Origin of the sequence: Micromonospora alfalfae (genome assembly GCF_022230925.1) — a bacterium.
Classification (GTDB): Bacteria; Actinomycetota; Actinomycetes; order Mycobacteriales; family Micromonosporaceae; genus Micromonospora; species Micromonospora alfalfae.
This window is the reverse complement of record NZ_JAKKFH010000026.1, coordinates 76,186-90,808: the sequence shown is the minus strand read 5'-3', so window position 1 is coordinate 90,808 and position 14,623 is coordinate 76,186. Positions and strand designations below refer to the sequence as shown.

Genomic DNA, 14,623 nt, shown 5'->3' with positions numbered 1-14,623 from the left:
CCACCTCCCGGGTCGATCATGCAGTCGTGGTGGCCGGTTTGGTACCGGCTGCGGGATTTGCGGACCACCACAACTCCATGATCGGCGCGGGGTCTGCCGTTACTCGCCGGTAGGACGTGACTTAGCGATCGTTCAGGTAGGGGCCTTACACTCGACGGGCAGTCGAGGACCCGAGGAGGAGCCCTGCTCATGGACGCCGACGAGATCGACGCCGGACGGGCGCGCTGGCAGGCCCGGTACGACGCCGCGCGCAAGCGGGACGCGGACTTCACCACGCTCTCCGGCATGCCGGTGGAGCCGGTGTACGGGCCGCCGGAGGGGGCCACCTATCCGGGCTTCGAACGGATCGGTTGGCCGGGCGAGTATCCGTACACCCGGGGTTTGTATCCGACCGGCTACCGCGGTCGGACCTGGACGATCCGGCAGTTCGCCGGCTTCGGTAACGCCCAGCAGACCAACGAGCGCTACAAGATGATCCTCGGCGCCGGTGGCGGCGGGCTCTCGGTGGCGTTCGACATGCCGACGCTGATGGGCCGCGACTCGGACGACCCGCAGGCGCTCGGCGAGGTCGGCCACTGCGGCGTGGCCATCGACACCGCCACCGACATGCAGGCGCTCTTCGACGGCATCGACCTGGCCGGCGTCACCACCTCGATGACCATCTCCGGCCCGGCCGTGCCGGTGTTCTGCATGTACCTGGTCGCCGCCGAGCGGCAGGGCGCCGACCTGTCCAAGCTGGACGGCACCCTGCAGACCGACATCTTCAAGGAGTACATCGCGCAGAAGGAGTGGCTCTTCGACCCGGAGCCGCACCTGCGCCTGATCGGCGACCTGATGGAGTACTGCGCCCGGGAGATCCCGCGCTACAAGCCGCTCTCGGTCTCCGGCTACCACATCCGTGAGGCCGGCTCGACAGCGGCGCAGGAGCTGGCGTACACCCTGGCGGACGGCTTCGGCTACGTCGAGCTGGGTCTCTCACGTGGGCTCGACGTGAACGTCTTCGCGCCGGGGCTGAGCTTCTTCTTCGACTCGCACCTCGACTTCTTCGAGGAGATCGCCAAGTTCCGCGCCGCCCGCCGGATCTGGGCCCGCTGGCTGCGCGACGTCTACGGCGCCACCAGCGAGAAGGCCCTGTGGCTACGGTTCCACACGCAGACCGCCGGGGTGTCGCTGACCGCGCAGCAGCCGGTCAACAACGTCGTACGCACCGCCGTCGAGGCTCTCGCGGCGGTGCTCGGCGGCACCAACTCGCTGCACACCAACGCGCTGGACGAGACCCTGGCGCTGCCCACCGACGAGTCGGCCGAGATCGCCCTGCGTACCCAGCAGGTGCTGATGGAGGAGACCGGTGTGGTCAACGTGGCCGACCCGCTCGGCGGCTCCTGGTACGTCGAGGCGCTGACCGACAAGATCGAGGCCGAGGCGGAGGAGATCTTCGCCCGGATCCGGCAGCTCGGCGGAGACGGGCCACACCAGGTCGGCCCGATGACCTCGGGCATCCTGCGCGGTATCGAGGACGGCTGGTTCACCGGGCACATCGCCGAGTCGGCCTTCGTCTACCAGCAGGCCCTCGAAAAGGGCGACAAGAAGATCGTCGGGGTCAACTGTCACACCGGCACTGTCGCAAAGGAGCTGGAGATCCTGCGCATCTCGCACGAGGTGGAGCTGGAGCAGCGCCGGGTGCTCGCCGAGCGCAAGAGCGCGCGGGACGAGGGCGTGGTACGCGCGGCGGTGCACCGGATGGTCGAGGCGAGCCGTACCGACGAGAACATGATCCCCGCCATGCTCGACGCGGTCCGCGCCGAGGCGACCCTTGGCGAGATCTGCGACGCCCTGCGCGCCGAGTGGGGCACCTACCGAGAGCCAGCCCGCTTCTAACCCCACCCCGCGCCCCCCACCCCGCGCCCCCCACCCCGTCGATCTTGCAGTTTCTGCGCCGGCATAAGGCATAAATGCGGCGTACGGGCGACAGAATGTGCAAGATCGCGGGGGTCGGGGGCGGGGCGTGAGAGTTGCAACGTCGGGGTTGCGGGTGAGCTGAGAATCCGGGCTCACGTGCGAGACTAGGTAACCATGAGCGACCCACGGATCACCTCGTCGATCTTCACCCGCGGCGCGGTCGACCTCAGCACGCTGCGTGGCCCCGCACCAGCAAGTACCCGCCCCGGCACGCCCCCGCAGGGCGGCCCGTCCAACGGCGCCCCCGGCGCGCCCACCACCGGCGGTGACACCGCCATCGTGGACGTCACCGAGGCGACCATCCAGTCCGACGTGCTCGAACGCTCGATGGCCACGCCCGTCGTCGTGTTCTTCGGCGCGGCCGGCTTCCCGGAGAGCGACGAGTTCGCCCCGGTCCTGGAGCGGCTGAACGCCGAAGGCGGCGGCACCTGGGTGCTGGCCCGGGTCGACGTGCAGGAAAATCCCCGAATCGCCCAGATGTTCCGGGTGCAGGGCATCCCCATGGTCTACGCGGTCGTCGGCGGCCAGCCGGTCGACGCCTTCTCCGGAGTGGTTCCCGAGGCTCAGCTGCGGCAGTGGATCCAGGCCGTACTCAAGGCCGGTGGCGTGACCGTCGCCGAGCCGGAGGACCCCCGCCTCGACGAGGCGGACGACGCGCTGATGAGCGGCGATCTGGACGCCGCCGAGCAGGCGTACCGGAAGATCCTCGCCGACGCCCCGGCGGACGCCGCGGCCACGGCGGGGCTGGCCCAGGTCGGAGTGGCCCGCCGGGTGGCCGGCGCCGACCCGTCCACCGCGCTGGCCGCCGCCGAGAGCGCCCCCGACGATGTCGCCGCCCAACTGCTGGCCGCCGACATCGAGGTGCTCAGCGGCCTGGCTGAGCAGGCGTACGCCCGGCTCGTCGGTCTGGTCCGGCGCACAGCCGGTGAGGACCGTGAAACGGTTCGCCAGCACCTGGTCTCGCTCTTCTCCATTGCCGGCCCGGACGATCCGGCCGTCGCCTCGGCGCGTCGGGCTCTGGCCAGCGCCCTGTTCTGAGTTCGTAGCACGCCAGCGCGGGCCGGCGTTCCGGCCGGCCCGCCCGACCACCGAGGACGGGAGCTCACGATGCGCCGGATCGCCGTCCTCGACGCGCCGACAAATCTCGGTCTACGGCCGCCGACGCCCACGTCGGTCCCGGGTTGCGCCAAGGCGCCCGGGGCGCTGCGCGACCACGACCTGCTGGCCCGGCTCCGCGCCCGCGACGCCGGCTGCGTCACCCCCGCCCGCTACGACCCGGGCGACTGGCGGCCCGGCGACGGGGTGTGCCACGCCCGGGAGATCGCCGACTACTCGTTGGCCCTCGCCGAACGCATCGGCTCGATCATCGACCGGGGCGAGTTCCCGGTGGTGCTCGGCGGCGACTGCTCCGTGCTCCTCGGCTCGGCCCTGGCAATGCACCGCCTCGGCGAGGCCGTCGGCGGGCGGATCGGGCTGGTCTTCGTCGACGGGCACTCCGACTTTCGGCACCCCGGCAACGCCTCCTACGTCGGTGCCGCCGCCGGTGAGGACCTGGCCCTGGTCACCGGGCGAGGGCAGGCCGACCTGGCCGCGCTGGAGGGCCGGCGGCCCTACTTCCGCGACATCGACGTGGTGGTACTCGGCATCCGGGCCCAGGACGAATACCGGCTCGACCTCCAGGCCGCCGGAATCACCACCCGACCGGTGCCGGCGCTGCGCGCCGAAGGCGCCGCCCGGACGGCCCAGTGGGCGCACGAGCAACTCGCCGACTGCGCGGGCTACTGGGTGCACATCGACGTGGACGTGCTCGACCCGGCGGTGATGCCCGCCGTGGACGCCCCCGACCCGGGTGGAATCGCCTTCGCCGAGCTGGAGATCCTGCTCGCCGGCCTGGTCGACACCCCGCACTGCCTCGGCGTGGAGTTGACCGTCTTCGACCCCGACTACGACCCGGACGGCTCGTACGCGGCCGAGATCGTGAACACCGTGGTCGCCGGTCTGGCGCCGGTGACCGCCCCGGAAGCCGTGCCTCCCCGACTGCTGTCGGCACGGCCGACGCCCTCCCCGCGGCGCGGCAACGGCCGGGCCGCGACAGCCACCGAGCGTCCCGACCGTGCCGTGCGTCCCGACCGTGCCGAGCGTCCCGACCGTGCCGAGCGTCCCGACCGTGCCGAGCGTCCCGACCGTGCCGAGCGTGCCGAGCGTCCCGACCGTGCCGAGCGTCCCGACCGTGCCGAGCGTGTCGAGCGGCTCGACGGGCTGGTTGGCCTTGACGGGCTGGCCGGGCCTGATGGGCTCGACCGCGTTGAGCGGGTCGCGGAGCCTGATGTCGCCGCTGACCTCGACACCGCCGGGGTCCGGTCCGCCGCGCTCGGGCCCGCTGGGCTCGGGTCTGCTGGCGTCGGGCCCGCTGGGCTGGGGCCGGCTGGCGTCGGCGCCCCAGGGGCGGTGCCTCGCGGCGTGCCGGCCGAGGCGGAATCGCCCAGCACTGGCGGACCAGCTCATCCCGAGCCGTCGGGCGTCGCGGCCGGTATCGCGCCGCTGATCGAGCGCGAACCGGTCGGCCCGCCGGCGTCGGCCGGTCCCGGTCTGCTCCGACGTATCTCCCCGTCGACCCAGAATCCGCCCGAAGGGCGCGAAGCCGACACCGCCTGACCCGGCCCTCGGCCACCCGGCCTTCGGCCACCCGGCCTTCGGCCACCCGGCCTTCGGGCATCCGGCCTTCGGGCATCCGGCCTTCGGGCATCCGGCCTTGATCCACTCGGGATCAGTGAATTCGGGGCGTCCGGGTGGCTTGGACACCCCAGTTTCACCGAAACCGAGTGGATCAAGGCCAGAAGGCCGAGGCCGGTGGGTCAGGGGGTTGGGAGGGCGCGAAGGAAGCGCTCGGCAATCGGGACGGCCGAGGCGGTGCTGGCCCCGCCCTTCTCCACGAAGACGGCGAACGCCACGTCACCCCGCCAGCCGACGAACCAGGCGTGGGTGTGCGCCGGGTTGTCGTCGTACTCGGCGGTGCCGGTCTTGCCGTACACCTCGCCCGGCACGTCCTTGAGCGCGCTGCCGGTGCCGGCGGTGACCACCTCGCGCATCATCGTGCGCAGCGCCTCGACGGACTCCGGCTTGAGCTGCTCGCCTGCCGGGGCCGGCTTGGCCGGCGCCGGGTCGATCAGCAGCTTTGGCTGCTCGAAGCGGCCGCGGGCCACTGCGGCGGTGGCGCCGGCCATGGCGAGCGGGCTGACCAACGTGGTGCCCTGCCCGAACGACGCGGCGGCCTGCTCGGCCAGGCTGCCGCCCGTCGAGACCTTGCCGGTGAAGGCGTCCGTGCCGAGGTCCCATTGACCCTCCAGGCCCAGCGAGCGACCGGCGGCGGCCAGCCCGTCGCCGCCGAGCTTCGGGGCCAGCGCGGCGAACGCCGTGTTGCAGGACTTGGCGAAGTCGGTGCGGAACGGCACCGAGCCGAGCTCGAAGTTGTCCGAGTTCTTGAAGGACCGGCCGTCCACGGTGAAGGTCTTCTTGCAGTCCACCGGCCCGTCCAGCGTGACCGCGCCCCGGTCCAGCAGGCCCAGCGTGCTGACCATCTTGAACGTCGAGCCCGGAGGCACCTGGGCGTCGAAGGCCAGATTTTCCCCGGCCGGACCGGGGCCGTTCGCGGCGGCGAGCACGGCGCCGTCGCTGATGCGGAGCGCCACCAGTGCGGATCGGCGCGACTCGGCGCGCAGTGCCCCGTCGGCCGCGTTCTGGACGGCGACGTCCAGCGTGGTCTTCAGCGCCTGCCCGGGCTGCGGCTCCCGGCGGAACAGCTCGGCGCCGGTGGGTTCGAGTTTGCCGCCCTCGGCCGGACGCTCGACCACAACCGTCAGCCCGGGGCCGCCGCGCAGTCGCTCGTCGTAGCGGCCCTGTAGCCCGCCATGCCCGACCAGATCGCCGACGACGTACCGGTCGGGGTGTGCGGCGAGGTCGTCGGCCTGCGCCTGGTCGACACTGCCGAGCAGCGCACGGGCGAACTCGCGGGTGGGCGCCAGGTCGATCTTGTCGGAGACGAACTTGGTGCCGGGCAGGTCGTAGATCCGGGGCTTGATCTGCCGGTACGCCTCCTCGCGGAGCGACACCACCTCGACGAACGCGCCCGGCTCGGCCTTGGCCACCCGGTCGGGCAGGTCGGCCAGGTCGACGCCGGGGACCAGCGCCGGGCGGATGGCCTTGAACGCCGCGTCGAGGTCCTTGACGAGCTTCCTGATGTCGGTGACCCCGTTGGGCTGCACACCCACCCGGACCACCGGGCGTGGGGTCACCAGCGCCTTCCCGGCGTTGTCAAGCACTGCGGCGCGGGCACCGGGGTCGCGACGCAGCGCCAACCGGTCGCCCTTGGTGAGCTGCTCGTGCACCACCTTCGGCTCCCAGATCACCTGCCACTGGTCGTCGCCGCCGTGGGCGAGCCGAACCTCCCGGTCGTACGCCCAGCGGGTCTGACCGGGCAGGGTCCACTCCATCTGGACGGTCGTGGTGGCGATGTCCTTCGTGATCTTCGGCTCGCCGCGACGCGTCAGCGTGGGCGGGGTGGCCGCCAGCTCACCGGAGAGGTCCTTGATCTCGCGAGCCACGTCGGCCGACGGCAGTTTCGAGCCGAGCGGGTCGATCAGACCGACCGCCTGGAGGTCGCCGCTGCGCCAACCCGCGAGGAAGGCGTCGACGGTGCGTTGCGGCCCGTCGTCACCGGAACAACCGACCAGGACACCCGCCGCGAGCAGCGCCGTGGTGGCGGCGGCGGCGAGCCGGTGGGCGGGGTTCGGCCGGTGGGGCCGGGGGTACGACAAGGGCATGAAGCTGGTCCTTCCGATCTCGGACTGCCCTCGCACGGTAGTACGGGAACGTCGTCCCCAACGTCCCCCAGGTGCTCGGCCGCGCTCAAAGACGGGCCGTACCCGTGTGATGAACATCGCGTGGCGGGGTATCCCGGAGCCGGCCAACCTCGGACCCGCAACGGGTGAAAGGACAAAGTCCCGATCCGGACGTCTGGCCAGTGGTCCGCCGACGAAGGCGCACAACGGCAGGGCCTAGGCTGGGCGGCAGAGTGACCCACAACGCGGTGGGTCGAGGGGAGTGGCACCGATGGACCGGCGTCCGGCGATCAAACCGGAACCCGACCTCCGGCAGGATGACTCCGGCCGGGACGATGACAGCTTCGATTCGGCGACCGACGGGGACGGCTACGGCCGACTCGACACGGGAGTCACCGGGCTGACCGGGTCGAGCATCGACACCATCTACGATCTGGGTCTGCCAGCCGAGGCGCTGGCCGACGACGTGGAGGACGCCGAGCTCGACGAACCCGTCCCCAACGCGGAGCGCCTGGTGGCTCAGGCCGTCGCGCTCGCCGGGGACGACCACGACGCGGCGACACTTGTCGGCCGTTTCTGGCGGTTCGCCCCGGACGAGGAGCTGGTCGGCTTCACGGCGGAAGAAATGCTCGACGCGGCCCGGGCACACCGGGATCTCGCCCAGCAGCGGGTGCCAGGCGAGTTGAAGCTGCGGATCCACGAACCGCACGCCGACCAGCACCACACGGTCGTCGAGATCGTCACTGACGACATGCCGTTCCTGGTCGACTCGGTGACGGCGCTGCTCAACTCGTACCACCTCGACGTGCACCTGCTGGTGCACCCGCTGGTGGTGGTGCGGCGGGAGCCGCTGGGTCGGCTCACCGAGGTCTCCGCTGATGTGGAACCGGACGACGCGATCGCCGGCGACATCATCGAGAGCTGGATGCGGGTCGAGATCGACCCCGTCCGGGACGCGGCCGAACGGGACCGGTTGCGCCGCGAGTTGCAGCGGGTGCTCACCGACGTGCGGGAGGCGGTGGAGGACTGGCCGAAGATGCGTCAGCGTGCCCTCGCGCTCGCCGACGAGCTGGCGTCCGCCCGTACCTCCGACAACCGCCCACCCGTGCCGGAAAAGGACATCACCGACTCGGTGGAGCTGCTGCGGTGGCTCGCCCAGGACCACTTCACCTTCCTCGGCTACCGCGAGTACCGGTTGGTGGACGCCGACGGCGGCGACGCCGCCGACCCGGTCGACGGCAAGGCGTTGGAGGCGGTGCTCGGCACCGGTCTGGGCATTCTGCGCTCCGATTCGCCGGATGCGCGGTCGCTGTCCTCGATGACGCCCGAGGCGCACGAGAAGGTGCTGGAGAAGCGCCTGCTGATCATTACCAAGGCGAACTCCCGGGCCACAGTGCACCGCTCGGCGTACCTGGACTACATCGGCTTCAAGATCTTCAACTCCGCCGGTGACGTGATCGGTGAGCGGCGCTTCCTGGGCCTGTTCTCGACGGCCGCCTACCGGACCAGCGTCCGCGAGCTGCCGGTGGTACGCCGCAAGGTGGCCGAGGTGCTGGACCGCTCCGGCCTGAGCCGGCGCAGCCACTCGGGCAAGGATCTGATCCAGATCCTGGAGACCTACCCGCGCGACGAGCTGTTCCAGATCAAGACCGACGACCTGTACCACGCGGTGGTCGGAGTGCTGCGGATGGCCGGCCGCCGGCAGCTGCGGGTCTTCCTGCGTCGAGACGCGTACGGGCGGTTCATCTCCTGCCTGATCTACCTGCCCCGGGACCGGTTCACCACCCAGAACCGGCTGCGCATGCAGGACATCCTGCTGCGTGAGCTGAACGGTGTCGGGGTGGACTACACGACCCGGGTCACCGAGTCGATGCTGGCTCGGGTGCACTTCATCGTCCGTACCGACCCGACGCGGCCACCCGGCGACATCGACGCCGACCTGCTCGCCGAGGAGTTGGCCGACGCCACCCGACTGTGGGACGACGACTACCGGTTGGTGCTGGAGCGCAAGCTCGGCGACGAGCAGGCCAAGCACCTGTTCACCAGGTACGCCGACGCGTTCCCGGAGGGCTACAAGGACGGGCACACGCCGTACGAGGCGATGAAGGACCTGGCGAAGCTGGAGCTGCTGGAGGAGCCCGGCCAGCTGGAGATGCACCTGTTCCGCAAGCAGTTGGCGCCCCGGCCGGGCACCCGGGTGCCGGGCGCCGACCTGGCCGAGGCGATGGACGTCCGGTTCAAGGTCTACCGCTACGGCGAGCCGATGATGCTCTCCGCGGTGCTGCCGGTGCTGCACTCGCTCGGCGTACGGGTGGTCGACGAGCACCCGTACGAGGTGGACCGGATCGACGGTCGGGTCTACCTGTACGACTTCGGCCTCATGCTGCCCGAGGGGCATCACGAGCTGGCCGAGGTGCGCCCGCACGTGGAGAACGCCTTCGCGGCTGCCTGGCGCGGCGAGGCCGAGGTGGACCGGTTCAACGAGCTGGTGCTGCGCGGCGGGCTGACCTGGCGGCAGGTGGTGGTGCTGCGGGCGTACGCGAAGTACCTGCGGCAGGCCGGCACGGTCTTCTCGCAGGACTACATGGAGCAGACCTTCATCGCGTACCCGAAGCTCGCCGCCCTGCTGGTGGAGCTCTTCGAGACCCGGTTCGCGCCGGGCGAGTTGAGCACCGAGCAGCGGCAGCAGCGCAGCGGTGAGCTGGTGGAGACGATCCGGGGCGCGCTGGACGACGTGGCGAGCCTCGACCAGGACCGGATCCTGCGCTCATACCTGACGCTGATCGAGGCGACCCTGCGGACCAGCTTCTACCAGAAGCGCGCCGACGGGCGGCCGAAGGCGTACGTGGCGTTCAAGCTCGACCCGCAGGCCATTCCGGACCTGCCCGCGCCGCGACCGAAGTTCGAGATCTTCGTCTACTCGCCGCGCTTCGAGGGTGTGCACCTGCGGTTCGGGCCGGTGGCCCGGGGCGGGTTGCGGTGGTCCGACCGTCGGGAGGACTTCCGCACCGAGGTGCTGGGCCTGGTCAAGGCGCAGATGGTGAAGAACACGGTGATCGTGCCGGTCGGCGCCAAGGGCGGCTTCGTGTTGAAGCAGAAGCCGGGCGACCGGGACGAGGCGGTCGCCTGCTACCAGGAGTTCGTCGGCGCGATGCTGGACGTCACCGACAACATCGTCAGCGGGCAGATCGTGCCACCCGAGGACGTGGTCCGGCACGACGGCGACGACCCGTACCTGGTCGTGGCGGCCGACAAGGGCACCGCGACGTTCTCCGACATCGCCAACGAGATCTCCAAGGCCCACAACTTCTGGATGGGCGACGCGTTCGCGTCCGGCGGATCCGCGGGCTACGACCACAAGAAGATGGGCATCACCGCCCGGGGCGCCTGGGAGTCGGTCAAGCGGCACTTCCGTGAGCTGGGCCTGGACACCCAGACCCAGGACTTCACAGTGGTCGGCGTCGGCGACATGTCCGGCGACGTGTTCGGCAACGGGATGCTGCTCTCCGAGCACATCCGGCTGGTGGCCGCCTTCGACCACCGGCACATCTTCCTCGACCCGGAGCCGGACGCCGCCACCTCGTACGCGGAGCGTCGACGGCTGTTCGACCTGCCCCGCTCCTCCTGGGAGGACTACAACCCGGAGCTGATCTCGGCAGGTGGCGGCATCTTCCCGCGTACCGCGAAGTCCATCCCGATCACGCCGCAGGTGCGGGCGGCGATCGGCCTGGACGACGACGTGACGCAGTTGTCGCCGCAGGACCTGATGAAGGCGATCGTCACCGCCCCGGTGGACCTGTTCTGGAACGGCGGCATCGGCACCTACGTCAAGGCCTCCACCCAGACCAACGCCGAGGTGGGCGACAAGTCCAACGACGCGATCCGGGTGGACGGGCGCAACCTGCGCTGCCGGGTGGCGGGCGAGGGCGGCAACCTGGGCTGGACCCAGCTCGGCCGGATCGAGTACGCGTTGACAGGTGGCCGGATCTACACGGACTTCATCGACAACGCGGCCGGGGTGGACACCTCCGACCACGAGGTGAACATCAAGATCCTGCTCAACACGGCGGTGGCCGACGGTGAGCTGACCACGGACGACCGGGACGAGCTGCTGGCCGGGATGACCAACGAGGTCGCGGAGCTGGTGCTGCGGGACAACTACGACCAGGCTCGGGCGATCAACAACGCCCAGGCCCAGGCCGCCTCGCTGCTCCCGGTGCACCGTCGGATGATCAACGAGCTGGAGCGTTCGGGCGGGTTGGACCGCGCGTTGGAGGCGCTGCCGCCGGACGAGGAACTGGCGGTCCGCAGCGAGTCCGGGCTGACCGCGCCGGAGTTCGCCGTGCTGCTCGCGTACGTGAAGATCGTCCTGGAGCGGGAGATCCTCACCGAGGGGTTGGCCGACGAGGAGTGGACGACCGACGTCCTGGTCAACTACTTCCCGACGCCGATGCGTGAGCGGTTCGCCGACCGGATGGGCCGGCACCGCCTGCGCCGCGACATCGTCACCACAGTGCTGGTCAACGAGGCGATCAACCGGGGTGGCATCTCGTTCATCTTCCGGGTGGTCGAGGAGACGGCGGCCAGCGCGGCCGACGTGATCCGGGCGTACGTGGTGGTCAGCGAGGTGTTCGGCCTGCGCGACCTGTGGGACGAGGTCGAGGCGCTGGACAACAAGGTGGCGCCGGAGCTGCAGACCAGCGTCTACCTGGACACTCGTCGGCTGCTCGACCGGGCGGTGCGGTGGCTGGTCTCCAACCGGCGTTCGCCGATCGACGTGCCGGCCGAGATCGCCCGGCTGCGCGACGGGGTCACCCGGCTGCTGCCAGGGCTGGAGGAGCTGTTCTACGGCAACGAGCGCCAGGGCATCGCCGCGCACATGGACTCGATGACCGAACGTGGGCTGCCCCGCGAGCTGGCGGAGCGAGCCACCCGGCTGATGTACAGCTTCGGTCTGATGGACGTGGTGGAGACCGCGAACGCCAGTGGGCGGGACGTCAGCGAGGTGGCCTCGGTCTACTTCGTGCTGTCGGACCTGTTCCGGGTGGACTCGCTGCTGTCGAAGATCTCCCTGCTGCCGCGGGAGGACCGCTGGCAGACGCTGGCCCGGATGGCGCTGCGGTACGACCTGTACGCCGCGCTGGCCGCGCTCACCGCGGAGGTACTCGACTCCACCCCGGGCGACCTGCCGCCGCACGAGCGGGTGCAGCAGTGGGAGCAGTCGAACGCCACATCGATCCACAGGGCCCGGCGGGCGATGGGTGAGTTCGACGAGTCGCGGGCGGATCTCGCCGCCCTGTCGGTGCTGCTGCGCCAGATCCGCACCCTGGTGCGGACCTCCGCGGCCGCCTGAGTCAGAGGTACGCCGGATGCGGTCCGGCCGGTCGGGTCACCCCGACCGGCCGGACCGCGTTTCGTTTCGCCGCCGGTCAGGCCGCCAGGGTGGCGAAGACGACGATGTTGTCCGGGTAGCTCTTCGCGGCCTGATCGAACTGACCGCCGCAGGTGACCACCCGCAGGCTCGGCCGGTCACTCGGTCCGTAGACCAGCTCGGTGGGGAAGGCCGTCTTCGGGTACGACTTCACCGAGTCGACAGTGAAGGTGGCCGGCACCCCGTCGGCGCGGCGCACTGTGACGGTGTCGCCGGGGGTGAGAGCGCCGAGGTCGAAGAAGACAGCCGGGCCGAGCACCGCCGAGTCCACGTGCCCGACGATGACCGCGTTGCCCGTCTCGCCGGGGCTCGCTCCTGGTTCGTACCACCCGGCCTGGTCGGCCTTCTCCAGCGGAGGGACCTGGACCGTGCCGTCCGGGTTGGTGCCCAACGACATGATCGTCGCGTCGACGCCGATCCGGGGGATCTCGATGCTGGTCGGTGCCGAACGGGCCAACCCGGCCGCCGCCTGACCGACCGGCTGCCCGTCCACTGGAGGGGCATCGTCGGCGGTGCTCGCCGGCCCGGTCGCCTCGGGGCCGGCCTGGGCCAGCGGCTGCGGCGGTCGGGGAGTGGGCGTGGTTTTCAGGGAGGCGCCGATCATGCCGGCGCCGATCATGGCCATGGTGACGACGACGGCCGTGCCGGCGGCACGCCACGGTCTCCCGCGACGGCCGCCGGCCGGTGTCGTCGTCACGTCAGACGAGCGAACCATCGGTCCGCCGACGACGCATCAGCACGATCCCGCCCAGCGCGGCAGCGCCGAGCAGACCCGCCCCGCCGGTGGCCAGACCCCGGTCGGTACCGGTGCTGACGCCACCGTCACCACCGTCGACACCGCCGTGCGGCAGCACGACGAGCTCGCCCTCGCCGCAGGAGCCCTTGAGCTCGTAGCGACCCGGCTTGGCGTCCTTGTCCACCTTGGCTTCGCCGTAGTAGACGAACTCCCGCTCCTTGTCCCAGTCGCGCTCGTCGGAGCCGCGCTCGTCCTTGCCGTAGCCGCCGTGCTCGTCCGAGCCGCGCTCGTCCTTGCCGTAGCCGCCGCGCTCGTCCGAGCCGCGCTCGTCCTTGCCGTAGCCGCCGTGCTCGTCCGAGCCGTACTCGGAGCCGTGCTCGTCCTTGTTTTCCCAGCCCTTGTCGGAGCCGTACTCGGAGCCGTGCTCGTCCGAGCCGCGCTCGTCCTTGCCGTAGCCGCCGTGCTCGTCCGAGCCGTACTCGGAGCCGTGCTCGTCCTTGTTTTCCCAGCCCTTGTCGGAGCCGTACTCCGAGCCGTGCTCGTCCTTGGACTCCCAGTCCTTCTTGTCTTCGTCCTTGGACTCCCAGTCCTTCTTGTCACGGCCTTCTTCGGCGTCCTGGCCGTGCTCCTCGCCCTTCCAGTCCTTGCTGTCCTCGTCGCCGTAGGCGTCGGCGGCAGCGCCGCCACCCTGGCCACCCTTGCCGTTCTCGTCCTTGTGCTCGTCCTTGCCCTTGTCGTCCTTGCCGTTCTCGTCCTTGCCGTTCTCGTCCTTGCCTTCGTGGTCCTTGCCCTTGTCGTCCTTGCCGTTCTCGTCCTTGCCTTCGTGGTCCTTGCCGTTCTCGTCCTTGCCGTTCTCGTCCTTGCCCTTGTCGTGGTCGGAGGAGTTCTCCTCCTCGCGCCACTCGCGGTCCTCGCCCCGTTCTTCGTGCGCCGGCTTGAGCTTGACCTTGCCGGTGACCTTGGACCACACGTACGCGTGCTCCTGCCGATCCGGGCAGATCTCGAGGAGCTTGACCTCGTCGCCAGCCTTGACGACGTGCGGCTTGGCGTAGACCTTGCCGTCGTCGTGGCCGTCGGCGAACGCGATCCCCGGTGCGAACACCAGGAGCGACGCGCCGCCGAGCGCGGCGCCCGCAACGACCTTCCCGAGCATCTTCTTAGCCATGACCTGCGTCACTCCATCCCTGTTGTCCTGAGCTCGGCGACAACCGAGCTAAGACCGACGTTAGACCGTTTCATGACTTATGAAGTGAAAGATTCGCGTTTTACCTTTGATCCAGGTAAGAGGTGAAGGGGTGGTACGCGGCTTTCGCTGCGCTGAGTGCCGTGTCAGGTCTCCCGGGCGCCTGTGGGTGGGGCACGGTGTTCCGCGCTGCCCGTGCCCGGCCTGCCCCGGTCATCCGGTAGCGGCGGCTCCGAGCGGCCCGTGCCGGTCGGGCGCACTCGGAGGTATCGTCCGAAACGACTCCCGGCGACGCATCGAGCCATTGCCATGGAAGCGCTCCCATGCAAGAATCGGCGAACGCGGTTCAGAGAGCCACACCGTGCAGGCAGGGGAGTCGAGGGCACCCGGTTTCACCGGGCGACGCACCCGCCGCCGATCGACCGGCCGACGCATCGGCCGGGCAACACCACCACCATCGCCCGTCCGGGTCGGGC

The 14,623-nt window shown here is 70.6% G+C and carries 6 protein-coding genes and 1 pseudogene; 4 read left to right on the top strand and 3 right to left on the bottom strand.

Translation table 11 applies throughout. The annotated features are described in order from the left end of the window. Positions 1 to 189 precede the first annotated feature (189 nt). The 3 genes and pseudogenes from icmA to MED01_RS22260 all read left to right on the top strand — a co-directional run. Positions 190 to 1,878, top strand: a complete 1,689-nt coding sequence (icmA, locus tag MED01_RS22270; RefSeq protein ID WP_238670501.1) for a coenzyme B12-dependent isobutyryl-CoA mutase large subunit — start codon at positions 190 to 192, stop codon at positions 1,876 to 1,878. 195 nt (positions 1,879 to 2,073) lie between these two features. Next, a complete protein-coding gene (locus MED01_RS22265; RefSeq protein WP_238670500.1) occupies positions 2,074 to 2,997 on the top strand; it encodes a tetratricopeptide repeat protein in 924 nt (307 codons plus the stop codon). Between the two features lie 69 nt (positions 2,998 to 3,066). Then, positions 3,067 to 4,231 (top strand): annotated as a pseudogene (locus MED01_RS22260) (arginase family protein); the annotation flags it as partial. Between the two features lie 583 nt (positions 4,232 to 4,814). Here the strand turns inward: MED01_RS22260 and MED01_RS22255 are convergent. Beyond that, positions 4,815 to 6,779 carry a penicillin-binding transpeptidase domain-containing protein gene (locus MED01_RS22255; protein WP_238670498.1) on the bottom strand — a complete coding sequence of 655 codons (1,965 nt, stop codon included), beginning with the start codon at positions 6,777 to 6,779 and terminating at the stop codon, positions 4,815 to 4,817. A gap of 289 nt (positions 6,780 to 7,068) precedes the next feature. On the opposite strand from MED01_RS22255, the gene MED01_RS22250 reads away from it, so the two are divergent. Continuing rightward, the gene (locus MED01_RS22250) at positions 7,069 to 12,150 is read left to right on the top strand and encodes an NAD-glutamate dehydrogenase (RefSeq protein WP_238670497.1); all 5,082 of its coding nucleotides are present in this window, start codon (positions 7,069 to 7,071) and stop codon (positions 12,148 to 12,150) included. Positions 12,151 to 12,226: 76 nt separating this feature from the next. Here the strand turns inward: MED01_RS22250 and MED01_RS22245 are convergent, their stop codons facing one another. Both MED01_RS22245 and MED01_RS22240 read right to left on the bottom strand, forming a co-directional pair. Then, positions 12,227 to 12,925, bottom strand: coding sequence for a class F sortase (locus MED01_RS22245; protein ID WP_238670496.1), 699 nt, complete (start codon positions 12,923 to 12,925; stop codon positions 12,227 to 12,229). A 1-nt stretch (position 12,926) separates the two neighbouring features. Beyond that, on the bottom strand, positions 12,927 to 14,129 hold the full coding sequence (locus tag MED01_RS22240) for a putative sodium/potassium/calcium exchanger (protein ID WP_238670495.1): 1,203 nt from the start codon (positions 14,127 to 14,129) through the stop codon (positions 12,927 to 12,929). Between the last annotated feature and the right edge of the window lie 494 nt (positions 14,130 to 14,623).